Source organism: Pantoea sp. Ap-967 (assembly GCF_011752565.1).
In the GTDB taxonomy this organism is placed as follows: domain Bacteria; phylum Pseudomonadota; class Gammaproteobacteria; order Pseudomonadales; family Pseudomonadaceae; genus Aquipseudomonas.
In genome coordinates this window covers 111,142-135,841 of the sequence record NZ_VWXK01000017.1, presented here as the reverse complement: position 1 = coordinate 135,841, position 24,700 = coordinate 111,142, and the positions used below count along the sequence as shown (strand labels likewise).

The 24,700-nt window shown below is 65.9% G+C and carries 20 protein-coding genes; 11 read left to right on the top strand and 9 right to left on the bottom strand.

Translation table 11 applies throughout. From position 1 onward, the window contains the following. The first annotated feature begins 376 nt into the window (after positions 1-376). From recC to F3J45_RS18685, 6 genes are all read left to right on the top strand, one after another. The gene (gene recC, locus F3J45_RS18710) at positions 377-3,850 is read left to right on the top strand and encodes an exodeoxyribonuclease V subunit gamma (RefSeq protein WP_167065991.1); all 3,474 of its coding nucleotides are present in this window, start codon (positions 377-379) and stop codon (positions 3,848-3,850) included. After that, positions 3,847-7,518 (top strand): exodeoxyribonuclease V subunit beta, encoded by a 3,672-nt coding sequence (gene recB / locus F3J45_RS18705; RefSeq protein ID WP_167065988.1) that lies wholly within the window; start codon positions 3,847-3,849, stop codon positions 7,516-7,518. The genes recC and recB overlap by 4 nt, the downstream gene beginning before the upstream one ends. Then, positions 7,515-9,590 carry an exodeoxyribonuclease V subunit alpha gene (gene recD, locus F3J45_RS18700; protein ID WP_167065984.1) on the top strand — a complete coding sequence of 692 codons (2,076 nt, stop codon included), beginning with the start codon at positions 7,515-7,517 and terminating at the stop codon, positions 9,588-9,590. Before recB ends, recD begins: the two co-directional genes overlap by 4 nt. 253 nt (positions 9,591-9,843) lie before the next feature. Further along, positions 9,844-10,380 carry a YfiR family protein gene (locus F3J45_RS18695; protein ID WP_205300582.1) on the top strand — a complete coding sequence of 179 codons (537 nt, stop codon included), beginning with the start codon at positions 9,844-9,846 and terminating at the stop codon, positions 10,378-10,380. Beyond that, positions 10,377-11,648, top strand: coding sequence for a diguanylate cyclase domain-containing protein (locus F3J45_RS18690; RefSeq protein WP_167065978.1), 1,272 nt, complete (start codon positions 10,377-10,379; stop codon positions 11,646-11,648). Before F3J45_RS18695 ends, F3J45_RS18690 begins: the two co-directional genes overlap by 4 nt. 3 nt (positions 11,649-11,651) lie before the next feature. Beyond that, a complete protein-coding gene (locus F3J45_RS18685) occupies positions 11,652-12,143 on the top strand; it encodes an OmpA family protein (protein ID WP_167065959.1) in 492 nt (163 codons plus the stop codon). Positions 12,144-12,170: 27 nt separating this feature from the next. Here the strand turns inward: F3J45_RS18685 and F3J45_RS18680 are convergent, their stop codons facing one another. Further along, a complete protein-coding gene (locus F3J45_RS18680; RefSeq protein ID WP_167065956.1) occupies positions 12,171-13,121 on the bottom strand; it encodes a LysR family transcriptional regulator in 951 nt (316 codons plus the stop codon). A 132-nt stretch (positions 13,122-13,253) separates the two neighbouring features. On the opposite strand from F3J45_RS18680, the gene F3J45_RS18675 reads away from it, so the two are divergent. Beyond that, positions 13,254-14,780: a CoA-acylating methylmalonate-semialdehyde dehydrogenase gene (locus tag F3J45_RS18675; RefSeq protein ID WP_167065953.1), complete on the top strand. Its 1,527-nt coding sequence runs from the start codon at positions 13,254-13,256 to the stop codon at positions 14,778-14,780. A 10-nt stretch (positions 14,781-14,790) separates the two neighbouring features. Further along, a complete protein-coding gene (gene mmsB, locus F3J45_RS18670; RefSeq protein WP_167065950.1) occupies positions 14,791-15,681 on the top strand; it encodes a 3-hydroxyisobutyrate dehydrogenase in 891 nt (296 codons plus the stop codon). A gap of 172 nt (positions 15,682-15,853) precedes the next feature. On the opposite strand, the gene F3J45_RS18665 is transcribed toward mmsB, so the two are convergent. Next, positions 15,854-16,198, bottom strand: coding sequence for a cupin domain-containing protein (locus F3J45_RS18665; protein WP_003258412.1), 345 nt, complete (start codon positions 16,196-16,198; stop codon positions 15,854-15,856). A gap of 301 nt (positions 16,199-16,499) precedes the next feature. Here F3J45_RS18665 and F3J45_RS18660 point away from each other — a divergent pair, with 301 nt between their 5' ends. Beyond that, positions 16,500-16,907, top strand: a complete 408-nt coding sequence (locus F3J45_RS18660; protein ID WP_167065947.1) for a type II toxin-antitoxin system HicB family antitoxin — start codon at positions 16,500-16,502, stop codon at positions 16,905-16,907. Positions 16,908-16,936: 29 nt separating this feature from the next. On the opposite strand, the gene F3J45_RS18655 is transcribed toward F3J45_RS18660, so the two are convergent. From F3J45_RS18655 to F3J45_RS18630, 6 genes are read right to left on the bottom strand one after another with little or no spacing between them, the layout of a single operon-like run. Beyond that, complete coding sequence (locus F3J45_RS18655) at positions 16,937-17,869, bottom strand: phosphatidate cytidylyltransferase (protein ID WP_167065944.1); 933 nt, start codon at positions 17,867-17,869, stop codon at positions 16,937-16,939. A gap of 1 nt (position 17,870) precedes the next feature. Next, positions 17,871-18,494, bottom strand: a complete 624-nt coding sequence (locus F3J45_RS18650; protein WP_167065941.1) for a lysophospholipid acyltransferase family protein — start codon at positions 18,492-18,494, stop codon at positions 17,871-17,873. 10 nt (positions 18,495-18,504) lie between these two features. Further along, entirely contained in the window at positions 18,505-18,936 is a 432-nt protein-coding gene (locus F3J45_RS18645) for a hypothetical protein (protein WP_167065937.1), read from the bottom strand. After that, positions 18,933-20,246, bottom strand: coding sequence for a phosphatase PAP2/dual specificity phosphatase family protein (locus tag F3J45_RS18640; RefSeq protein WP_167065933.1), 1,314 nt, complete (start codon positions 20,244-20,246; stop codon positions 18,933-18,935). The genes F3J45_RS18645 and F3J45_RS18640 overlap by 4 nt, the downstream gene beginning before the upstream one ends. Then, complete coding sequence (locus F3J45_RS18635; protein ID WP_167065930.1) at positions 20,243-22,000, bottom strand: bifunctional alpha/beta hydrolase/class I SAM-dependent methyltransferase; 1,758 nt, start codon at positions 21,998-22,000, stop codon at positions 20,243-20,245. Before F3J45_RS18635 ends, F3J45_RS18640 begins: the two co-directional genes overlap by 4 nt. A 26-nt stretch (positions 22,001-22,026) precedes the next feature. Then, positions 22,027-22,632: a CDP-alcohol phosphatidyltransferase family protein gene (locus F3J45_RS18630; RefSeq protein ID WP_167065927.1), complete on the bottom strand. Its 606-nt coding sequence runs from the start codon at positions 22,630-22,632 to the stop codon at positions 22,027-22,029. A 117-nt stretch (positions 22,633-22,749) separates the two neighbouring features. Between F3J45_RS18630 and F3J45_RS18625 the strand changes: the two genes are divergently transcribed. After that, a complete protein-coding gene (locus F3J45_RS18625) occupies positions 22,750-23,514 on the top strand; it encodes a sulfite exporter TauE/SafE family protein (RefSeq protein WP_167065924.1) in 765 nt (254 codons plus the stop codon). Here F3J45_RS18625 and F3J45_RS18620 read toward each other — a convergent pair. Next, on the bottom strand, positions 23,504-23,818 hold the full coding sequence (locus F3J45_RS18620) for a putative quinol monooxygenase (protein WP_167065921.1): 315 nt from the start codon (positions 23,816-23,818) through the stop codon (positions 23,504-23,506). The genes F3J45_RS18625 and F3J45_RS18620 overlap by 11 nt on opposite strands. Positions 23,819-23,988: 170 nt before the next feature. Here F3J45_RS18620 and F3J45_RS18615 point away from each other — a divergent pair, with 170 nt between their 5' ends. Further along, on the top strand, positions 23,989-24,579 hold the full coding sequence (locus F3J45_RS18615) for an NAD(P)H-dependent oxidoreductase (protein ID WP_167065918.1): 591 nt from the start codon (positions 23,989-23,991) through the stop codon (positions 24,577-24,579). Positions 24,580-24,700 lie beyond the last annotated feature (121 nt).

Below are 24,700 nucleotides of genomic sequence, written 5' to 3'. Positions count from 1 at the left end.
GAACTCAGTAGTGAAACGATGCATCGCCGATGGTAGTGTGGGGTTTCCCCATGTGAGAGTAGGTCATCGTCAAGATTCATTTCGCAAAACCCCTATCTGCGCGAGCAGGTAGGGGTTTTGTCTTTTCCGGCCCGCACAACCCCGCCCCAGCACAAACCCCATTCCTATCTGATTTGACGGAGAATCCTGTAGGAGCGGGCTTGCCCCGCGAACACCGGCGCAGCCGGTGCCACCCACCGCGTCGCCTGTTTCGCGGGGCAAGCCCGCTCCTACAGGGGATCGAAATAGGGGATCGAAGCGCGGCGTTTTGCCATCATGGGCAATGATTCTCGTCAGCCATGATATCGTTCCCGCTCATGCCCCCAGAGACTGCCCCATGCCCAATCCAACCTCACTGCACCCAGGCTTCATGATTGTCCACGGCAACCGCCTGGATGACCTGCGTAGCCTGGTGGTGAGCTGGATGCGGCGTTACCCGCTGGCTCCCCTGGAAAACGAAATTGCCCTGGTACAAAGCAACGGCATCGCCCAGTGGCTGAAGCTGGCCCTGGCCGAAGACCCCCAGGACGACGACCAGGGCGGCTGCGGTATCGCGGCTGCCATCGACGTGCAACTGCCGGGTAGCTTCATGTGGCAGCTGTACCGCAAGGTGCTGGGCCGCGAGGAAATTCCGGAAGTTTCCCTGCTCGACAAAGCCCCCCTGACCTGGCGCCTGATGCGCCTGCTGCCCGCGTTGATCGAACGCCCGCATTTCGAACCGCTGCGGCGCTTCCTCACCGACGACAGCGACCTGCGCAAACGCTACCAGCTGGCCGAACGCCTGGCCGACCTGTTCGACCAGTACCAGGTCTATCGCGCCGATTGGCTCAAGGACTGGGCCAATGGCGAGCACATCCTCAACACCGCCCGTGGCGAACGCAAGCCGCTGCCCCCCGGCAACCGCTGGCAGGCCGAGCTCTGGCGGGCCTTGCTGGAAGATGTGGGCGAGCAGGGCATGGCGCAGAGCCGGGCCGGTGTGCATCAACGCTTCATCGAGCGGGTCAATGGCCTGGACCAGGCCCCCCCTGGCCTGCCCCCGCGGGTGATCGTGTTCGGTATCTCGTCCTTGCCCGCCCAGGCGCTGGAAGCGCTCGCCGGATTGTCGCGCTTCAGCCAGGTATTGCTGTGCGTGCACAACCCTTGCCGCCACCACTGGGCCGATATCGTTGCCGACAAAGACCTGCTGCGCCACCAGTACAAACGCCAGCAGCGCAAGCAAGGCATGCCGCTGCAACTGGACGACGAGTCCCTGCACCAGCACGCCCACCCGCTGCTGGCCGCCTGGGGCAAGCAAGGCCGCGACTACATCAACCTGCTCGACAGCTACGATGACCCCGGCAGCTACCAGGGCGTGTTCAGTGAGGGGCGCATCGACCTGTTCAGCGACGGCCAGCCGACCACGCTGCTCAACCAGCTGCAGGACGACATTCTCGAACTGCGCCCCCTTGCCGAAACACGCGAGCGCTGGCCCGAAGTCGACCTGGCCAAGGACCGTTCGGTACGGTTCCACGTGGCGCACAGCCCCCAGCGCGAGGTGGAGATCCTCCACGATCAACTGCTGGCCCGCTTCAGCGCCGACCCCAGCCTACGCCCGCGTGACGTCATCGTCATGCTACCGGCGATCGACACCTATGCCCCGCATATCCGCGCGGTGTTCGGCCAACTGCAACGCAACGACCCGCGCTACATCCCCTTCACCCTGACCGACCAGGGCCAGCGCGGCCGCGACCCCCTGCTGATTGCCCTGGAGCACTTGCTCAAGCTTCCAGAAAGCCGCTTCGCCGTCAGCGAAGTGCTCGACCTGCTGGATGTCCCGGCCGTGCGCGCACGCTTTGGCATCCGCGAAAGCGAACTGCCCACCTTGCACCGCTGGATCGAAGGCGCCGGCATCCGCTGGGGCCTGAATGCCGACCAGCGCGCCAGCCTCGGCCTGCCAGGTGGCCTTGAGCAGAACAGTTGGCGCTTCGGCCTGCGGCGCATGTTGCTGGGCTATGCCGTGGGCGTGGGTGAAGGCTGTGATGGCATCGAACCCTATGACGAAATCGGCGGCCTCGATGCCGCGCTGATTGGCCCATTGGTCGCGCTGCTCGATGCCCTCGATGTGGCCAACCAGGCCCTGTCCCAGCCCGCCACTGCCGGCGAGTGGGGCGAGCGGCTGAATGCATTGCTGCAGGTGTTCTTCCTCGCCGAGGGCGAGCACGACGAATTCCTCCTGATGCAGTTGCAGGAATTGCGTGATAGCTGGCTGGAAGTCTGCGACACCGTTGGCCTGCAAGACCCGCTGCCGCTCACGGTGATCCGCGAGGCCTGGCTGTCGGGCCTCGACCAGGGCAAGTTGTCCCAGCGCTTCCTCGCAGGCTCGGTCAATTTCTGCACCCTGATGCCCATGCGCGCGATCCCTTTCCGCGTGGTCTGCCTGCTGGGCATGAACGACGGCGACTACCCCCGTGCCCAGCCGCCGCTGGACTTCGACCTGATGGCCAGCGACTACCGCCCCGGCGACCGCTCGCGCCGTGAAGATGACCGCTACCTGCTGCTCGAAGCACTGCTGTCGGCGCGCGACCAGCTCTACATCAGCTGGGTCGGGCGCAGTATTCGCGACAACAGCGAACGCCCCGCCTCGGTGTTGATCGGCCAGCTGCGCGACCACCTGGCTGCCGGCTGGCACTTGGCCGGTGCCGACAAGCCACAAGCCGGCGAACTGCTGCTGCACGCCTTGACCCAGGAGCACCCGCTGCAACCCTTCAGCGCACGGTACTTCCAGAAAGGCAGTGCCCTGTTCAGCTATGCCCACGAATGGCAGCTGCTGCACAACCCGGCGGATGCAGCAGCGCCGCCCGGCCCCAACTTGCCCACCTATGTCAGCGATGAAGCCCTGACGCTGACCCAGTTGCAGGATTTTCTGCGCCACCCGGTGCGGCATTTCTTCAGCCAGCGCCTGAAAGTGTTCTTCGAAGCGCTGGAGGCCCCGACCCCAGACGAAGAACCCTTCGTCCTCGATGCCCTGCAACGCTACAGTGCCAGCGAAATGCTGCTGGGCGCTGCCCTGGGCGACCCGGACAACGCCGAGCAGGCGCTACAAGCCCAGGCCCAACGCCTGCAGGCCTGTGGCATGCTGCCGCTGGCCGGCTTTGGCGAGCTGTTGCAGGCCGAGTTGATCCAACCACTGCCCGACCTGCTGCAACGTCATCGCCAGTTGCTGCAACGCTGGCCGACGGTGGTCGAAGGCGCGCTGCCGATACACTTCGAGCACGCCGGCCATCGCCTGGAAGGCTGGTTGGGCCGGGTCTACCAGGCCGAAGACCACAGCCTGTTGAGCATCACCACGGTGCCCAACACCATCAACGCCGGGCGCAACAACCTCAAGTGGCACCGCCTGATCGCCAGCTGGGTCATGCACCTGGCCGCCTGCGCCGCCGGCTATCCGCTGCACAGCGCGTTGCTGGCCAGTGACGTCACCCTGCTGCTCGGCCCCTTGCCCCAGGCCGATGCCGCCGAGCAGCTTGGCCACTTGCTGGTGTCGCGCCAGGCGGGCATGAATGCACCGCTGCCGGTTGCCGCCAAAACCGCATTTGCCTGGCTCGCCCAGGAAGATCCGGACAAAGCCCTGGCGGCAGCCACCCGAGCCTTCGAAGGCGATGGCCGCACCAGCTTTGGCGAGCGCAGCGAAAGCCTGGCCCTGGCCCGGCAGTTCCGCGACTTTGCCGCACTGAGCGCCGACGAAACCTTCGAAGGCTGGTGCGAAACCTTGTACCGCCCCTTGTTCAGTGCCAACTGGCAGGCCCAGGGCAACCCGGAGAATGACGCATGACCCAGGCCCGTCCCCTGGCATTGAGCTTCCCCCTGCACGGCAGCCAGCTGATCGAAGCCAGCGCCGGCACCGGCAAGACGTTCACCATTTCCGCGCTGTACCTGCGCCTGATCCTCGGCCATGGTGACGAGCAAGGCTTCGGCCGTGAACTGCTGCCACCGCAGATCCTCGTGGTGACCTTCACCGATGCAGCCACCAAGGAACTGCGCGAGCGTATCCGCGCTCGCCTGGCCGAGGCCGCGCGGTTCTTCCGCGGTGAGCTGGAAGGCGCCGACCCGCTGCTGCACCAGCTGCGCGACGACTATGCCGAAGACCACTGGCCACGTTGTGCCAGCCGCCTGGAAATCGCCGTGCAGTGGATGGACGAGGCCGCTGTCTCGACCATCCACGGCTGGTGCCAGCGCATGCTGCGCGAACACGCCTTCGACAGCGGCAGCCTGTTCACCCAGAGCCTGGAAACCGACCACAGCGACCTGCTCGGCCAGGTGATGCGCGATTACTGGCGGCGTTTCTGCTACGGCATGCACGGCGAGGCGCTGAACTGGGTGCGAAGCCACTGGGGCAGCCCCGACGCGCTGCTGCCGCGCATTCGCCCCCTGTTTGGCCGGGTGCGTGGCCAGCAGGACGAGCAGGAACCCCAGGCGCTGATCGATACCGCGCTGCAACAACGGGTTGAACAACTGCGCCAGCTCAAGGCCCCCTGGGGGCAATGGGCAGACGCGCTGCAGCAGATCTGCCGCGATGCCGTGGCCGCCAAGCAAGCCGATGGCCGCAAGTTGCAGGCGCGCTATTTCGAGCCCTGGTTCGACAAACTCCGCGCCTGGGCCGCAGACGAGCAGGCCGTGGAGCTTGACCTGGGCACCGGCTTCACCCGCTTGACCCCAGACGGCATGGCCGAAGCCTGGAAAGCCGGCGATCCCCCCGAGCACCCTGCGCTGCAGGCCATGCAGCACTTGCCGCAACAGCTGCAAGGCCTGGCCAGCCCCGACGCCCGCCTGCTCGAACATGCCGCCGCCTGGGTGTCGGCACGCTTTGAAGTGGAAAAGCGCCGCCGCGCCGAAATGGGCTTCGACGACATGCTCCTGCGCTTGCAGCATGCCTTGGGCAGCGAGGCCGGCGAGCGCCTGGCCGGGCTGATCCGCGAGCAGTTCCCAGTGGCCTTGATCGACGAATTCCAGGACACCGACCCGGTCCAGTACGGCATTTTTGAGCGCATCTACCACATCGGCGAAAACCGCCCGGACACCGGCCTGTTCATGATCGGTGACCCCAAGCAGGCGATCTACGCCTTCCGTGGCGCCGACATCCACACCTACCTGGCAGCGCGGCGCGCCACCGCAGGCCGGCTGCACAGCCTGGACACCAACTACCGCTCCAGCGGGGCCATGGTGGCCGCGGTCAACCGGGTGTTCCTGCAGGCCGAAGCCCGCGAGCAGGGGCGCGGCGCCTTCCTGTTCCGTGCCCACGGCGACAACCCGCTGCCCTTCGTCGAGGTCAAGGCCAAAGGGCGGGGCGAGCGCCTGTTGATCGAAGGTGAAGCCTGCGCGGCCTTGCATTGCTGGCAGCTGGAAAGCGAAGACCCCGTCTCCAGCACCACCTACCGCCAGCAGCTGGCCGGCAGTTGTGCCAGCCATATCGTCCAGTTGCTCAACGCAGGCCAACGCGGCCAGAGCGGCTTCGCCAACGCTGACGGCGAACTGCGCCCGTGCCTGCCCTCGGACATCGCCATCCTCGTGCGCGACGGCCATGAAGCGCAGTTGGTGCGTGCCGAGCTGGCCGCACGCGGAGTGCGCAGCGTATACCTGTCCGACAAGGACTCGGTGTTCGCCGCCCAGGAAGCCCACGACCTGCTGGCCTGGCTCAAGGCCTGTGCCGAACCGGATTCCGAGCGCCTGCTCAAGGCCGCCCTGGCCAGCCCCACCCTGGAGCTGTCGCTGGCCCGGCTGGACCAGCTCAACCAGGACGAACGGGAATGGGAAGACTGGGTGATGCGTTTTCGTCGCTACCGCGACACCTGGCAGCGCCAGGGCGTGCTGCCCATGCTGCGCCACCTGCTGCATGACTTCGAACTGCCGCGCACGTTGATTGGCCGCAGCGATGGCGAGCGGGTGCTGACCAACCTCTTGCACCTGGCCGAACTGCTGCAGCAGGCGGCCGGCGAGCTGGACGGCGAGCAAGCGCTGATCCGTCACCTGGCCGAGCACCTGGCCAATGCCGGCCAGGCCGGTGAAGAGCAGATCCTGCGCCTGGAAAGCGACGAGCAACTGGTCAAGGTGGTCACCATCCACAAGTCCAAAGGCCTGGAATATCCGCTGGTCTACCTGCCCTTCATCTGCACCAGCAAGCCGGTGGACGGCAGCCGCCTGCCGCTGGCCTGGCACGACAGCCAAGGCAACGCGCAGCTGACCCTGACCCCAACCGCCGAACAGATCGCCCTGGCCGACGACGAGCGCCTGGCCGAAGACCTGCGCCTGCTCTACGTGGCCCTCACCCGTGCCCAATATGCCTGCTGGCTGGGTGTCGCCGACCTCAAGCGCGGCAACCAGAAAAGCTCGCAGCTGCACCGTTCGGCACTTGGCTACCTGCTCGGCGGCGGCCTGCCGCTGCCAGCCTCGGTGCAACTGGCTGGCTGGCTGCAGGGCTTGCAGGCGGGCTGCTCGCACATTGCCTGCCAGGCCCTGCCGCCGGCCAGCGACGACACCTACCGCGCCCCCCATGACGAACGCGAACTGCTGCCCGCGCGCAAGCCACGCCGGGCCGCTGCCGAGCATTGGTGGATTGCCTCCTACAGCGCCTTGCGGGTGGGTGAGCAGACCCTGGGCGCCGACAGCTCCCAAGCCCAGCAACTGCAGGACGACGAGGTTGTCGATGCCCAGGTGATTCGCGAAGTGCCCGCCGATGGCGGGGATATCCACCGCTTCCCACGCGGCCCGAACCCCGGCACCTTCCTTCATGGCCTGCTCGAATGGGCTGGCCGTGAAGGCTTTGCCGACGTCGCCGGCAATGCCAAGCTGATCGAACGCACGGTCGGCCAGCGCTGCAACCGCCGCGACTGGGCCGGCTGGATACCCACGCTCAGCCAATGGTTGCAGCACCTGCTCAACGAGCCGCTGCCCGCCGGCGGTTCGCCGTTGGCCCTCGCGCAGCTGCAGCACTACCAGATCGAGATGGAATTCTGGTTTGCCAGCCACAACGTCGACGCCGAGCAACTGGACCGCCTGGTGGCCCGCCACACCCACCCCGGCAGCGCGCGGCCAGCTGCGCAGCCCACCGTGCTCAACGGCATGTTCAAGGGTTTCATCGACCTGGCCTATGAGCTGGATGGGCGCTACTACGTGGCTGACTACAAGTCCAACTGGCTGGGCCCGGACACCCTGGCCTATGACGCCCAGGCGATGGAGAAGGCCATTCTCGAACACCGCTACGACCTGCAGTACGTGCTTTACCTGCTGGCCCTGCACCGCCAGTTGCGTGCCCGGCTGCCCGATTACGACTACGACCGCCATGTGGGCGGCGCCCTGTTCATCTTCCTGCGCGGTGCCAGCAGCAGTGGCCATGGCGTTTACCATGCCAAGCCGCCGCGTGAGCTGATCGAAGCCCTCGATACGCTGTTTCGCGGCGAGCACGCCCCCGCGCAGCAAGACCTGTTTGCCGGAGCCGCACCATGAGCCGCACCCTGTACGACCTGTTGCCCACGCCGCTGCATGCCGAGCACTTGCTGGCCCTTGCGCCGCAACACAACAGCGCCGACCTGCTGCAACTGCTCGACCGCTGGGTAGAGCGTGGCTGGCTGCGTGCGCTGGACCGCGCATTCGTGTCGTTCCTTGAGGAGCGCGCCCCCGGCAGCGACCCGTTGCTGTTGCTGGCGGCGGCCCTGGCCAGCCACCAACTGGGCCATGGCCACGTGTGCCTCGACCTGCAACAGACCCTCGCCGAGCCAGACTTCGCCCTGTCGCTGCCACCGGAAGGCGATGCCCTCACCGGGCCGTTGCTATTGCCTTCGCAGCTGTTGGCCAACCTCGGCCTGAACACCTGGCTGCAGCGCATCGGTGCCAGCCCGCTGGTGGCGGCAGGCGATGCCCCGGCCCAACGCTCGCGCCCCCTGGTGCTCAGCGGCCAGCGCCTGTACCTGCGCCGCTACTGGAGCTACGAGCGGCAGATCGACCACACCCTGCGCCAGCGCCTGAACCAGGATGAAGCCACCCCCGCCGATTTGCCCGCACGCCTGGCGCAGCTGTTCGACCAAGGCGCCCTGGCAGGCCAGGTGGACTGGCAGAAACTCGCCTGCGCCCTGGCTACCCGCGCCGGCTTCAGTATCATCACCGGCGGCCCCGGCACCGGCAAGACCACCACCGTGGTGCGCCTGCTGGCGTTGTTGCAGGCCCCGGCGGTGGAGCAGGGCAGGCCGCTGCGTATCCGCCTGGCAGCGCCCACCGGCAAGGCGGCCGCGCGCCTGACCGAATCCATCGGCCAGCAGGTCGAACGGCTGCAGGTCAGTGACCAGGTGCGCGGGCAGATACCCACCGATGTCAGCACCGTGCACCGCCTGCTGGGCAGCCGCCCGGGCTCGCGGCACTTCCGCCACCACGCCGGCAACCCGCTGCCGCTGGACGTGCTGGTGGTCGACGAAGCCTCGATGATCGACCTGGAAATGATGGCCAACCTGCTGGCCGCCTTGCCGCCAAAGGCGCGCCTGGTGCTTCTGGGCGACAAGGACCAGCTGGCCTCGGTGGAGGCGGGCGCGGTACTCGGTGACCTGTGCCGGGATGCCGAGGAGGGCTGCTACTCCCCCGCGACTCAGGCCTGGCTGGAACAGACCGGCGGCCAGTCGCTGGCCGACAGTGGCTTGAAGCAAGGTGATGAGCGCCAGCACCCGCTGGCCCAGCAGGTGGTGATGCTGCGTTTCTCGCGGCGCTTTGGCGAAGGCAGCGGCATCGGCCAGCTGGCCCGCCTGGTCAACCGCCAGGAGGCGAGGGCGGCGCGCGATCTGTTGACCTTGCCGCCGGCCGACGTGTTCGGGCTGGCCCTGCGCGGTGAGCATGACCGCGCCTTCGACCGGCTGATTCTCGATGGCCTGAACCGGGGCGCCGAAGGGCCCCAGGGTTACCGCAGTTACCTGCGCACCATTGGCCGCTTGCGCCCGGTGCCGGGCACTGCCTTCGACGACCCGCGCTGGGAGCAATGGGCTGGCAGCGTGCTGCAAAGCTTCGAAGCGTTCCAGCTGCTGTGCGCGGTGCGCAAGGGCGCCTGGGGTGTCGAAGGGCTTAACGAGCGGGTGGCGCGGGTGCTGCACAATGCCGGGCTGATCGACAGCCAGCAGCCCTGGTATGAAGGCCGCCCGGTGCTTGTGACACGTAACGACTACGGCCTGGGCCTGATGAATGGCGACATCGGCATCGCCCTGCGCCTGCCCGACGAGCACGGCGAGCCTTTGCTGCGCGTGGCGTTCGCCCGCAACGACGGCAGTGGCGGGGTACGTTTCGTGCTGCCCAGCCGTTTGAACGAGGTGGAAACCGTGTTCGCCATGACCGTGCACAAGTCCCAGGGCTCGGAGTTCAGCCATACCGCCCTGGTGCTGCCCGATGCGCTCAACCCGGTGCTGACCAAGGAGTTGGTGTACACCGGCATCACCCGGGCCAAGCACTGCTTCAGCCTGATCGAACCGCGCCCAGGCATTTTCGAGGAAGCCGTGGCGCGCAAGGTCCGGCGTATCTCGGGCCTGATGCTGGAGCAGGTCTGACGCCCACCCCTGGTAGGAGCGAGCGTAGCTCGCGATGGGGCGCGCAGCGGCCCCGGTTTTTCCGTTTCGCGGCACAGGATGCCGGGGCTGCTTTGCAGCCCATCGCGAGCTGCGCTCGCTCCTACAGGTGCCGTGCAACCTTCTGCTCAGCACTTACCTGAGGCCACCGTTATGCTATCGTTGCGCCGTGTACAGGCAGCAAACGCGAGAGCATGCTCACATGACAGGGGCCAGGGAACGGAAGACCGGCGTTGTGCTTTCTGTGTTGCTGGCGGCCCTGTTGCTATCGGCCGGCCCCGCCCATGCCGACGACGCCTCTGCCACCGCCGCCCAGGCCCAGCAACGGGCCAAGGCCGTCACCCAGGTGGTGCTCGGCATCCTCAGCTATGCCCGCTGGCCCGTCGAACCCCCGGCGCTGCGCCTGTGCCTGGTCGGCCCCACCGAATACGCCGATGACCTGATCAAGGGCAACGTGCAGAACTCCGGTCAGCCCCTGCAGGTACGCCGCCTGTTGGCCGATGACCGTCAGCTGGCCGATGCCTGCGACGCCCTCTACATTGGCAAGCTCGACCTCGGCCAGCGCGACCGCCTGTTCCAGGCCATCAGCGGCCACCCGGTGCTGAGTATCAGTGAAGCCGACGACCCGTGCACGGTCGGCAGCCTGTTCTGCCTGCGGGTCAGCGACCAGCAGGTAGCGTTCGAGGTCAACCTCGATTCGGTGGCGCGTTCCGGCGTGCGTATCCACCCCAGCGTGCTGCAGCTGTCACGGCGCCGGGCGGTGCAACCATGAGCGCCGGCAAGCCACGCCGTACCCGCCCGACCTTGCGCTCGGTGCTTGGCCGTGGCCACCTCAGCGTGGCACTGCTGGCCGTGGGCCTGGCGGGCATCTCGCTGACCCTGCTGGGCGTGCTTGCCCTGCGCGTGTATGCCAACCACAACCTGCACCTGATCGCCCGCTCCATCAACTACACCGTCGAAGCGGCCGTGGTGTTCGACGACAGCCCAGCCGCCAACGAGGCGCTGGCGCTGATCGCCAGCACCGAGGAGGTGGCCGAGGCCAAGGTGTTCAACCACGACGGCGAGCTGCTGGCCCACTGGCAGCGCCAGGACGATGGCATGTTCGGGCGCCTGGAAGCGCATGTGGCCAGTGCCTTGCTCGATGAACCGATCCGCTTGCCCATCCTGCACCAGCAACAGCAGGTAGGGCAGACCGAGCTGGTCGGCCAGGGCCGCAGCCTGTTGCTGTTCCTGCTCAGCGGCCTGGGTGGCATCCTGTTTTGCACCGCGCTCAGCGCCTTCATTGCCCTGCACCTGTCACGTCGCCTGCTTGGCGACATCGTGCGCCCGCTGCGTGGCCTGGCCAGCGTCGCCCACGCGGCCCGCCGCGAACGCAGCTTCGACCGGCGCGTGCCCGAGGCGCCCATTGCCGAACTCAACGAACTGGGCAACGACTTCAATGCCCTGCTCGACGAGCTGGAGGTCTGGCAGGGGCACCTGCAAAGCGAAAACGCCACCCTGGCCCACCAGGCCAGCCACGACAGCCTCACCGGCCTGCCCAACCGCGCGTTCTTCGAAGGCCGCTTGAACCGCTGCCTGCGCAACGCCGCGCAGCAGCAGGACCACCTGGCGCTGCTGTTCCTCGACAGTGACCACTTCAAGCAGATCAACGACAGCCTCGGCCATGCCGTGGGGGACGAAGTGCTGATCAGCGTCGCCGAGCGTATCCGCCAGCAGCTGCGCGAACACGACCTGGTGGCGCGCCTGGGCGGCGACGAATTCGCCGTGTTGCTCACGCCGCTGCACACCCGCGAAGATGCCGAGCGCATCGCCGAGAAGATCATCGCCAGCATGCGCCAGGCGATCCAGCTCGACAGCGGTGGCCACCTCACCACCTCACTGAGCGTCGGCATTGCCTATTACCCCGATGATGGCAGCACCCCTGCCAGCCTTCTCAATGCCGCCGATGCGGCGATGTACCAGGCCAAGCGCAAGCGCCGTGGCCAGTGGCATGCGGCGCAGACGCAAGCGCCTGCCGCCGAGATCAAGAACAGGAGTTGAACCGTGATCCAGCGTGTGCGTTTTTCCTTGCTTGCAGTGTTGCTGGCCTTGCTGGCGCTGGGCGGTTGCCAGAGCGCCCCGCCCAAAGGCCTGACGGCCGAACAGATTGCCGTGCTCAAGCGCGAAGGGTTCGCCCCCACCGATGAAGGCTGGGCCTTCGACCTCTCGGGCAAGGTGCTGTTTGGCAGCGACCTGGACAGCCTCAACGGTGCCAGCCAGGCGATTGTCGAGCGCATCGGCAAGGCGCTGCTGGGCGTTGGCATACAAGGCGTGCGGGTTGACGGGCACGCCGATGCCTCCGGCAAGGCGGCCTACAACCAGCAGCTGTCAGAGCGGCGCGCGCAGAGCGTGGCCAGGGCCTTGGTCGGGGTAGGCATGCACCAGCAGAACATTCGCACCCGCGGCCTGGGCAGCACCCAGCCGGTGGCAGACAACCGCACCAGTGCCGGGCGCACCGAAAACCGCCGCGTCTCGATCGTGGTCGCGTCCTACTGACGCCTGAAAACACTCCTGCCCGTGCCATCAATGTGGGGCGAAGCGCATCTTGCGCGTTTCCCCCATCAACAACGGCGCATTCGCCTCGGTCACCCCACGGATGTAATCCCACAACAAGGTAATCCGCTTCAACTTCCTCAAATCCTCCCGGCAATACATCCAGAACTGCCGCGTCACCTCGATCTGCTCCGGCAACACCGTCACCAGCCGCGCATCCTGCGCCGCCAGGAAGCACGGCAGAATTGCCAACCCACGTCCCTGCAACGCCGCCGTGTACTGGGCAATCACGCTGGTGCTGCGCAGGTGCGCGTTGGCATTGGGAATCAGGTTGGCCAGGTACAGCAGCTCGGAACTGAACGCCAGGTCATCCACATAGCTGATGAACGGGTGGCGTACCAGGTCGCTCACCTGGCGGATCGGCGCATGGTTGTCGAGGTAGTCCTGCGTCGCGTACAGCCGCAGCCGGTAGTCGCACAGCTTGCAGCACACGTAAGGCCCATGCTCGGGCCGCTCCAGCGCGATAACGATGTCTGCCTCGCGCTTGGACAGGCTGATGAAGTGCGGCAGCGGCAGGATATCCACCGAAATCGCCGGGTAGGCATCGACGAAGTGGCTCAGTTGCGGGGTGATGAAAAAGCTGCCGAATCCCTCGGTGCAGCCCATGCGTACATGCCCCGACAGCGCCACCCCCGAGCCTGACACCTGCTCGCAGGCCATGTGCAGGGTGCTTTCGATCGACTCGGCATAACCCAAAAGGCGCTGCCCCTCGGCGGTCAGCACGAAGCCACTGGTGCGCGACTTCTCGAACAGCAGCGTGCCCATCGCCCCCTCCAGCGAGCTGATGCGCCGCGACACCGTGGTGTAGTCCACGGCCAGGCGCTTGGCGGCGCTGCTGGCCTTGCGCGTGCGCGCCACTTCAAGAAAGAACTTCAGGTCGTCCCAGTTCAGCGCACTGAGGGAGGTCAGGTCTTTTTGCATGTTGATCCGGTTTTTTTGTGCGTTCTTGTTGGATGTTTGCACATCTATACTCGAAAAAAGCCCCAGTACGCCACCTCGCGTCTGCCCGGCGCTGGCGATCGCGTCCCGACAATAATTCCAAGGAGAACGCAGATGAACGCACCGCAATCCCCCGGCAATACCAAGGTCGAGCAAGCCAAGCTGCTGATCGACGGCCAGTGGGTCGAATCGAAAACCAACGAATGGCGGGACATCGTCAACCCAGCCACCCAGGAAGTGCTGGCGCGGGTGCCGTTCGCCACCGCCGAGGAAGTTGACGCTGCCGTGGCGGCCGCCCAGCGCGCCTTCAAAACCTGGCGCGACACCCCGATTGGTGCGCGCATGCGCATCATGCTCAAGCTGCAGGCGCTGATCCGCGAACACACCAAGCGCATTGCCCAGGTGCTCAGCGCCGAACAGGGCAAGACCCTTGCCGACGCCGAGGGCGACATCTTCCGCGGCCTGGAAGTGGTCGAGCACGCCGCCTCCATCGGCACCCTGCAGATGGGTGAGTTCGCCGAGAACGTTGCCGGTGGCGTGGATACCTACACCCTGCGCCAGCCCATCGGCGTGTGCGCCGGCATCACCCCGTTCAACTTCCCGGCCATGATCCCGCTGTGGATGTTCCCGATGGCTATTGTTTGCGGCAACACCTTCGTGCTCAAACCGTCCGAGCAGGACCCACTGTCCACCCTGCTGCTGGTGGAGCTGGCGCTGGAGGCCGGAGTGCCGGCCGGGGTGCTGAACGTGGTGCACGGCGGCAAACAGGTGGTGGACACCATTTGCACCCACCCGGATATCAAGGCGATTTCCTTCGTCGGCTCCACCGAAGTGGGCACCCATGTGTACAACCTGGCCAGCCAGCACGGCAAGCGCGTGCAGTCGATGATGGGCGCGAAGAACCACGCCGTGGTGCTGCCCGACGCCAACCGCACGCAAACCGTCAACGCCCTGGTTGGCGCCGCCTTCGGGGCGGCGGGGCAGCGCTGCATGGCCACCTCGGTGGCGGTGCTGGTGGGCAAGGCACGGGAATGGCTGCCGGACATCAAGGACGCCGCCAGCAAGCTCAAGGTCAATGCCGGTTGCGAGCCGGGTACCGACGTTGGCCCGGTGGTGTCCAAGCGCGCCAAGGAGCGCGTGCTGGGCCTGATTGAAAGCGGGATCAAGGAAGGCGCCACGCTCGAACTCGATGGCCGTGGCGTCAAGGTGCCGGGCTACGAGCAGGGCAACTTCGTTGGCCCAACCCTGTTCTCCGGGGTGCGTACCGAGATGCAGGTGTACACCCAGGAAATCTTCGGCCCGGTGCTGGTAACGCTTGAAGTCGACACCCTCGATGAGGCCATCGCCCTGGTCAACGCCAACCCGTTCGGCAACGGCACCGGCCTGTTCACCCAAAGCGGGGCGGCGGCGCGCAAGTTCCAGAGCGAGATCGACATCGGTCAGGTGGGCATCAACATTCCGATTCCGGTGCCGGTGCCATTCTTCAGTTTCACCGGCTCGCGCGGTTCCAAGCTCGGTGACCTTGGCCCATATGGCAAGCAAGTGGTGCAGTTCTACACGCAGACCAAAACCGTCACCGCCCGCTGGTTCGATGACGACAGCGTCAACGACGGTGTGAACACCACCATCAGCCTGCGCTAAGGAGCACGCCATGCGTATTGCATTCATCGGCCTGGGCAACATGGGCGCGCCCATGGCCCGCAACCTGATCAAGGCCGGGCATCAGCTGAACCTGTTCGACCTGAACAAAACCGTGTTGGCCGAACTCGCCGAGCTGGGCGGGCAGGTCAGCGCCTCGCCCCGGGATGCTGCGGCGAGCAGCGAGCTGGTGATCACCATGCTGCCCGCGGCGGCCCATGTGCGCGCCGTGTACCTCAATGAAGAAGACGGCGTGCTGGCGGGCATTCGCCCAGGCACGCCCACCGTCGATTGCAGCACCATCGACCCGCAAACGGCGCGGGACGTGTCCAAGGCTGCAGCCGCCAAGGGCATCGACATGGGGGATGCACCGGTGTCTGGTGGCACTGGCGGCGCAGCGGCGGGCACGCTGACCTTCATGGTCGGCGCCAGCCCAGCGCTGTTCGCCATCCTCAAGCCAGTGCTGGAGCAGATGGGCCGCAATATCGTGCACTGCGGCGAAGTCGGCACCGGGCAGATCGCCAAGATCTGCAACAACCTGCTGCTGGGGATCTCGATGATCGGTGTGTCCGAGGCCATGGCCCTGGGCAATGCGCTGGGCATCGATACCCAGGTGCTGGCCGGGATCATCAACAGCTCCACCGGGCGTTGCTGGAGCTCCGATACCTACAACCCCTGGCCGGGCATCATCGAAACTGCGCCGGCGTCGCGGGGGTACACCGGTGGGTTTGGCGCGGAGCTGATGCTCAAGGACCTGGGCCTGGCCACCGAAGCCGCCCGCCAGGCGCACCAGCCGGTGATCCTCGGCGCCGTGGCCCAGCAGTTGTACCAGGCCATGAGCCTGCGCGGCGACGGCGGCAAGGACTTCTCGGCGATCATCGAGGGCTACCGCAAAAAAGATTGAAGCAGGCCCCTCACAAAAACCTGGTAGGAGCGAGCGTAGCTCGCGATGGGGCGCGCAGCGCCCCCAGGGTTTCAGCTTCGCCGCCGAACCCCCCGGGGCTGCTTTGCAGCCCATCGCGAGCTGCGCTCGCTCCTACGCGTGCAGTGTTCGCGTTTGAAAATATCCCCGTGAATCAGGCGAAAACGAAATACTTGCGCACGGTCTCGACCACTTCCCAGGTGCCTTTCATCCCCGGTTCGATCACGAACACATCACCCGCCTTCAGGTGCTTGGGCTCTTCACCTTCAGGGGTGATGATGCAGTAGCCATCGAGGAAGTGGCAGAACTCCCACTTCTCGTAGTTCACCTCGAACTTGCCCGGGGTGCAGATCCAGGTGCCCATGATCTTGCTGCCGTCGGCCGACAGGTAGGCATTGAGGTTGACGGTGTGCGGATCGCCGCCGATGCGCTTCCACTTGGTGGCGTCCACGACCGGCGTCGGGCAGGTTTCGCGCAGGACGGTGATGAAATCGGACATGGCACAACTCCTGGTGATGGCTGAATGACTCGTCACCATAGGGCCATCTGCCGGGCCGCAGTTGCCTGGGCTCGACGCCCAGGTGCCTGCCCGCGCTATGCCATCAATGCCGGCCAGTGGCTAGCGCGCCAACTCTGATTTCCTACAAGTCTGCAGGTAGGAGCTTACTTCCCGGATCTGAAACATCCGCTGTCCCCTTGAGTGTGCATAGTGTGTACTGCACCCTACATAGAATCCTGAAGCAAGCTGGCTTGAAGCAGTCTAGTGACTTCGACAGTCCGAACATCAGTGGAGAGGCACAATGAAATTCCCGGTCGTTTTGCATAAAGACATCGATTCGGATTACGGCGTGACCGTGCCCGATGTCCCGGGCTGTTTTTCCGCCGGGGTAAATGTCGCCCAAGCACTGGAGAACGTTCAGGAGGCGCTGGCGCTTCATTTCGAAGGCCTGGTGGCTGATAACGAAGCGCTGCCGCAGGCTCAGGAAGTCGATGTGCATGTGGCGAACCCCGATTATGCCGGCGGGGTCTGGGCTGTCATCGATTTCGATGTCACGCCGTACCTGGGCAAGGCCGTTCGGTTCAACGCCACGCTACCGGAAAACCTGTTGCAGCGGATCGACGAGAAAGTGAAGCGTGACCACCGTTATGCATCCCGCTCCGGGTTCCTGGCGTCTGCGGCATTGCGCGAGTTGGCTCTCGCGCACTAAAGCCCCAGCGCGTTGGCATCAGCCGTTGGCTATGCCCACCAATACCGCACAAAGTGAAAGAACACTGGCGCTGCGAAGCATACCGAGTCCATCCGGTCGAGCATGCCGCCGTGGCCTTCGATCATGTGGCCCCAGTCTTTCACCCCACGGTCGCGCTTGATCGCCGACATCACCAGGCCGCCGAAGAAGCCCATGGCATTTACCGTCAGGGCCATCAGCGCGGCCTGCCAGAACGTGAACGGGGTGATCCAGCACAGCAGGGCGCCGATCAGGGTGGCCAGCGTGACGCCGCCCACCAGGCCTTCGAGGGTTTTCGACGGTGACAGGTTGGGCGCTACCTTGCGCTTGCCGAACAGCTTCCCGCACACGTACTGCAGCACGTCGCTCAGTTGCACCACCAGGATCAGCCAGGCGATCAGCAGCAGGTTGCGGCCTTCGAAGCCTGGAATCTGCAGGGTCATCAGTGCCGGCACCGACGACACGCAGTACACCGCGATCATCAGCCCCCACTGCACCTTCGAGGCGCGTTCCAGAAAGCGCGTGGTGTCGCCGCCCAGGCTCGCCAGAATCGGCAGCAGCAGGAACAGGTACACCGGAATGAAAATGCTGAACAAGCCATACCAGTCCATGGCGATCAGCACGTACTGCACCGGCAACGCTAGGTAGAACGCCGCCGCCAGCGCCGGGTAGTCGCTGCGCCGGGTTGGGGTGAGGGTCATGAACTCGCGCAGGGCGTAGAACGACACGCCATAGAACAGCACGATCACGCCGTACTTGCCGAACAGGAAGGCCAGCCCGATCACCAGCACCATCACCCACCAGGCATTGATGCGCGCATTGAGGTTATCGATCACCGCGTGTGGCGCAGGGCCGGCGCGCCACTTGAGCAGGCGGCCGATCACGCTGGCGAGCAGCAGCAGGGCGCCGATGCCGGCGAACAGCGAAAGGGTGTTGTCGTCCATCTCAGGCATCCTTCGGGGCCAGGTTCAGCAGGGCCTGGCTGGCCCGCTCAAGAAAGGCCTGCTTGCCTTCGTCGGCGAGCAGGTGCAGGGGTTCGCCAAAACTCAAGGTGCACAGCAACGGCAGAGGCAGGGCGCGGCCCTTGGGCATGACCCGGTTGAGGTTGGCGATCCAAACGGGCACCAGTTCGATACCGGGGTTTGCTGCGGCCAAGTGGAACAAGCCGCTTCTGAACGGCAGCAGCGCCTCGTCCCCCAGGTTGCGGGTGCCTTCCGGGAAGAAAATCAGCGAGTCGCCCTGGGCCAGGGCATCGAGCACCGGTTGCAGGGGGCTGCCTTGGCCTTCGCTGCGCTGGCGGTCGATCAGCACGCCATTGAACACCCGGCGGATCAGAAAGTCGCGGATCCCAGGCTTGGCCCAATAGTCGGCGCCAGCCACCGGGCGGGTGCGCTGGCGCAGGGCCTGGGGCAGCGACGCCCAAAGCAGCACGAAGTCGCCATGGCTGCTGTGGTTGGCGAAGTACAGGCGCTGCACCGGCTGCGGCGTGCAGCCCAGCCACAAGGCGCGGGCGCCGGTGATCAGGCGGGCGGCGGAGGTGATGACGAAAGCGGTCAGGGTGGCGAGCATGGATCGGTTCTTATCCGGTGAAAGGCAGTGTCAGCAGGGTAGCCAACACCAGCAGCACTTGCAGGCCCAGGCATGACACCTGGCGGCGCAGCAGCGCCAGGGCGCCCTGGCTGCGGGTTGGCCAATCGCGGGTGTCGCTGGCCTGGGGTTTGAGTTTCAGCCCGTGCAGGGCCTGGTCCAGCGCCTGGGTATCGGCTGCAAGGTCGTTGCTGGCGGCGAGGTGGGCAAACAGCGCGGCGTCCAGTGCCACGCGAATCGCCCAGTATTTGTGCAGCCCACCCAGTAGCAGCAGGGCGATACACAGCATCGTTCCCCCTGGCTGCACGGCAGCCCCGGCCAGTGGCGCCAGGCCGTAGGCCAGGGCCACCAGGCTGATGCCGTCCGACCAGCGCTCCAGTTGCCTGCCGCGCTGCAACAGGCTGGCGATCAGTTGCAGGTTCATCGTTGGGCTCCCAGCTGCTGCAGCACCTGGCGGTGGGCCGGGTGCAGGACGATACCGGGGCGTGCCTGGCGGATCCTGCGCTCGGCCTGGTCGGCATCGGCGCAGCGCCCGGTGATAATCAGCCAGGCCGCCACGGCACTGGCGCTGCGCGAGTAACCCAGGGCGCAGCAGACCAACAACGGGCCTTGCTGGCGCAGTTGTTCGATGCTCGTGGCTGCCGCGTGCAGCAGGGCGCTGTCGGGGGCGATCAGGTCCAGCGCCGGAAAGGCCCGATAAGCCTGCTGGCGCGTCACGGTGCAGGGCAGTTCGCCGCACAGGTCGACGATGGCGGTGTGCGCAGCCGGGCTGCGGCAACCGGGAATGCGCCCCAGGAACACCCCATCGCAGACTTCATCCGGGCGTGGCTGGCGCCAGGTCCACAGCCGCGAGTTGAGCCACGCACCGGCCAGGTAGGGTGCGAACAACCCGATTGCCGCGCAGCTCAGCCGGCCATCGCCCCTCTTCTGAAAACCGCTGGCACCGAGCACGGCGTAGTTCAGCGCGACCAGCCCCAGTGACAGCGCAGGCCACGCCAGCCACAGCCACGCGCCGCCCAGGCCGAACGCCAGCCCCGCACACAGCCACGCGCCCAGCGCATAGGCCAGTGCCAGCCACCAGCGCTTGGGCACCCGTGCCAGGCGGGCCGCCTGCCAGGGCAACTGGCCCTGTGACGGCCACAGCCACAGGCAGAAAAACCCCGCCAGCGCCCCCGTGGGCAGGTCGATGAAATGGTGCTGCCAGGTGGTCAACACCGACACACCGATCAATGCCATCCAGCCATGCATCAGCCAGCGCCAGGGTTGGCCCTGCAGGTGACGGGCGAACATCGCCCACAGGATCACCAGCAGGGTAATGTGCAGCGACGGTGCCTGGTTGAAGGGTTTATCGAAGCCCATCAGCACGTCGAACAGCCAGCCGAACAGCCCGTCCAGCGGCGGGCGTTCGAAGGTGAAACGCAATGGCAAGAGCAGGAAGCAGAAAATGCAGATCACCTGCGCGCTCAGCAGTGCCAGGGCATGCCGGTCCATTTCCCGGCGGCTGCGCGGCAGCAGGAACGACAGCCCGTACAGCAGGTCGATCGACCAGTACGGAATGATCGTCCACGGCCACAGCGGCATGCGCTGTTCCCAGGCGAACACCAGGCTACCGACATCGCTGCGCCCGGCCGTAAGGGTGTTCGCCAGGCCATAGCTGATAAAGAACAGCGGCCCCAGCAGCAACAGCCAGAGCACGCCCCGGCGGATCAGGCCCGGTTCGCGCACTGGCGTCATTCGCCAACCCTTATGGCCAGGCTGACGCTGAAAATGCCCCACTCGTCGATGCGCTGGGTCAGCTTGCGAAAACCTGCCGCCTCCACCAATTGGTCCATTTCCGCCTGGCTGCGCCGGCGCATCACCCAGGCTTGGCCACCCCGGTGGCTGGTCAGGGCGCGGGCGATCATCTCCAGTTGCGGGTGCCAGGGTTGCCCGGTGTACACCAGGTAACCGCCGGGCGGCACGGCATCTGCCAGGCCCGCCAGGGAGTTGGCCACCAGCGCATTGCTGGCAAACAGCTCGTAGAGGCCCGACACCACGGCCAAGGTTGGGCGCGGTTGCAGGGCAGCCAGGCTGTCGCGGTCGAAGGCATCGCCTTGAACGAAGCGGGCGATATCCGCCAGGCCCTTTTCGCCGATCAGCGCCTGGCCTTGCTGCACGTTCAGCTCGCTGTAGTCGCGCAGCAGGATCGAGTCCGGGCGCTGTTGCAGCCCCTCCAGGGCTTCGAGGATGTAGCGGCCATGGCCGGCGGCAATGTCGACGATATCCACAGGCCGCTGCTGTTCCCGCAGATGGGCGATGGCGAGGCGCAGCAGCGCTTCCACATGCAACTTGCGCTGGCGAATGCCCCGCCAGCCGATGGCATTGAGGTAGTTCCGGTCGACCAGCCGCCCCAGTTTGCCCTTGCCCGTGGGCTGGTTGCGGTACACATAGTCGAGGGTACTGCCAGAGTCGAAGCCGGTTTCGAAGCCAAGTTTCACCCCCTCCGACAGCCCCTTGCCCAGGCGCAGGCCGGCACGGGTGGCCCGCCAGTACAGCTCGCGGGGCGAGTACCGGGGCAACGGTGCGGCAAGGCTTTCGGCTTCGGCGCAGCTGGCGCCGGCCTTGTCGGCGTCGAGCAGGCCAGGCGGCGCAGCGGGGTTGTCGAAGCAATGGCTGACGAAGCGTTCGATGCGGCGCAGGGCATGGGCCCGGTCGCGCTCGCCCAGGGTGTCGTGGAAGAAGCCGGGAAGCACGTGCATTTCCTTGCGCGCGCTGCCCAGGCGTTCGAAGAATTGCACTTGCGGCTGGCGCTCGACCACCAGGTCGGCGCCAGACACCAACAACTGGGTCGGCAGCTGGATCGCCTGGGCATCGGCAACCACCCGGTCGGCCGCTTCATACAGGCCCAAAAGCATGGTGACCGAGATCGGCCGGCTGATCAGCGGGTCGGCCTGGTACGACATCACCCGCTCCGGGTCGTGGGTCAGCAGCCGTGGCTTGACGTAGCTGTTGACGAAGAAGTTGCCGCGCAGGGCCTTGAGCAATTTCAGCCCGGGCCGGGCGAACGGCACGTACAGCTTCACCTTGAACGCCGGGGAGGCCAGCACCAGGCAGCGAACCTTGGGTGCGTAGTCGTGGGCCCAGGTGGCGATCAGCACTGCACCGACGCTTTGCGCCAGCACCACCATGTCCTGTTCGGCGATGCCGTGCTGCGCCTGGAGATGTTCGATGAAGGTCTGCACGTCGCGCACGCTGGTGGCGAAGCCTGGGCTGTCACCCCGTGCGCCGGGCGACTGGCCGTGGCCGCGGGCGTCCCAGGCGAAGAAGTCGTAGCCTGGCAGGTCCAGCTCGTCGGCCAGGTGGGCCATGCGCCCGCCGTGTTCGTGGCCACGGTGAAACATCACCACCGCCCTGCGCGGCTGGAAAGCGTTGCGAGTGGCAGGCCAGTGACGGTAGTGCAGCTCGACACCGTCATGGGTGGAGAAATGCAGTGCTTGGGCTTGGCGCATGTCAGCGTCCTTTTCTGGCGAAGGGCTCAGCGAAGTTCAGCCAGGCCCTGGCGAACCCGGTTGTACAGGGTATAGAGCGAGAGCAGCAGAATGACCACCAGCAGGCCGTTGCTCCAACTGGCGTTGAGCAGCCCCAGGGCCACCCCGAAGCCCAGCACGCCGAAGGCGAAGGCCCGGTCGCTCTTGCCCATCGGCCCGTCGTAGCGCCGTGACGCACCGGCCAGCGGGCCCATGACGCCGGCGTATTCGCTGATCAGCGCGGCAATCACCACCAGCACCACCAGGGCCGGCGAAATGCCTGCCACCAGGGCGAAGGGCAGGTACAGGGCGGCATCGGCCACCAGGTCGCAGAGTTCGTTGAGGTAGGCGCCAAGGCGGGTCTGTTGGCCGAATTCACGGGCGAGCATGCCGTCGACGGCGTTGAAGGCCATGCGCAGCAGCATCCACACCGGAACCAGCAGGAACAGCCAGGTGATGTGGCTGAAAGCCGCGAGCAGCAGGCCCAGCAGTACCGACACCAGGGCGGCGCCAAGGGTGACCTGGTTGGCGCTGACGCCACGGGCGTGCAGGCGCTGCACAGCAGGGCGCAACAGGGCCTGGAAGCGGGGTTTGAGCTGGTAGATCGAGGGCACGGGAATTTCCTTTTCGGGTGCGACCCGCCGATTGTGAGCATTCCCCGGCGCACGCTGCAAGCGGCTTGCACGCTCCCCCCTTGTTTAGCGCTGGCGCCTCGCGCCATGATGGCGCCCATGGAAAACTTCATCGCGTTCTACCACAACATCGGCCCGGCACTGTCATTGCTGGTGGTCATCACCTTTCTGCTGGCCGGCGCGGTCAAGGGCGTGATCGGCCTGGGGCTGCCCACCATCGCCATGGGCCTGCTGGGGCTGGCCATGCCGCCTGCCCAAGCAGCCGCGTTGCTGATCGTGCCCTCGACCCTGACCAACCTGTGGCAGTTGGCAACCGGCGGGCACCTGCTGGGGCTGCTGCGCAGGCTCGGGGGGATGCTGGCGATGATCTTCGCCGGGACCCTGCTTGGCAGTGTCTGGCTTGGCATCGACAGTGGGCCATGGGCAGTGCATGCGTTGGGTGCCGCACTGGTGGTTTATGCGCTATACGGGTTGGCGGGGCCGAGCTTGCGCGTGGCCGCGGAAAAGGAACGCTGGCTGGGGCCGCTCTGTGGCCTGGTCACCGGCGTGGTCACGGCGGCAACCGGTGTGTTCGTGATGCCGGCAGTGCCCTACTTGCAGAGCCTGGGCTTGAGCCGCGACGAAATGATCCAGGCCCTGGGCCTGTCGTTCACGGTGTCGACCCTGGCACTGGCGGTAGGCCTGGCTGGCCAGGATGCCCTGGGAGGGCAGGCCTTGGGTGCCTCTTTGCTGATGCTGGCGCCGGCCCTGCTGGGCATGCTGGCTGGCCAGTGGCTGCGCCAGCGCATCAGCGCAGCGCTGTTCAAGCGCTGCTTCTTCATCGGCCTGGCCGCGCTGGGCGGCCATTTGCTGATCAACGGTTAGCGGATGAGGCGCTGAGCATCACGATCGGCTGGATATCGAAATCGCGCTCAAGGTAGTCCATGCGGTTTTCGAAGAACTCGACCATGTGCGGCAGGGCGGAGTGGGTATCCAGCGCCGCCTTGCTGGCCCACACCTCGAAGAACACGAACAGGCTCGGGTCCTGCTGGTCGCGCAGCATGTGGTATTCGATGCAGCCCGGTTCCTGGCGGCTCGGCTCGACATAGGCGCGGAACAGGGTTTCGAAGGCTTCGGCCATTTCCGGGCGGGTCTTGGCCTTGAGGATGAATGCGTGTTGCTCGTTCATGAGGGGTTCTCGTAAAACGACAATGAAGGGGTGAACCGATTCTACGGCAATAATGGAGTGTGCATTGTTGACTTCAGGTCAATTGTATTTTGCTCCGCACCTGCTGTATCCCGTCCCCGTGAGCCTCTAACCTGCCGGCCTGAATTTCTGACCCGGCCCGGGAGGCCAGCATGAAAAAGATCCTTCTGCTCAATGGTGGCAAACAGTTCGCCCATTCCGACGGGCGCTTGAACCAGACCCTGCACGACGCCGCGCTGGCCCACCTGGACCGCGCCGGCTACGACGTGCAGCAGACCTTCATCGACGGTGGCTACGATGCCCAGGCCGAGGTGGAGAAATTCCTCTGGGCCGACGTGATCATCTACCAGATGCCGGGTTGGTGGATGGGCGCGCCGTGGACCGTGAAGAAGTACGTCGACGATGTGTTCACCGCCGGCCACGGTAGCCTCTACGCCAACGATGGCCGCACCCGCTCGGACCATTCGCAGAAGTACGGCAGTGGCGGCCTGGTGCAGGGCAAGCAATACATGTTGTCGCTGACCTGGAACGCACCGCAGCAGGCGTTCGACGACCCGAGTGATTTCTTCGAAGGCAAAGGTGTGGATGCGGTGTATTTCCCGTTCCACAAGGCCAACCAGTTCCTCGGCATGGCCGGGCTGCCGACGTTCCTGGCGGTGGATGTGATGAAGCGGCCCGATGTGCCGGCAGCCTTGGCGGCCTATGAGGCGCACCTGGACAAGGTGTTTGGCAAGGCGGAGTGATTTGTTGCCTGTACCGGCCCTTTCGCGAGGCAAGCCCGCTCCTACAGGCTATACGACGGCCTTGTAGGAGCGGGCTTGCCCCGCGAAGAGGCCGGTACAGCTACCACTGGACGTGCAACCG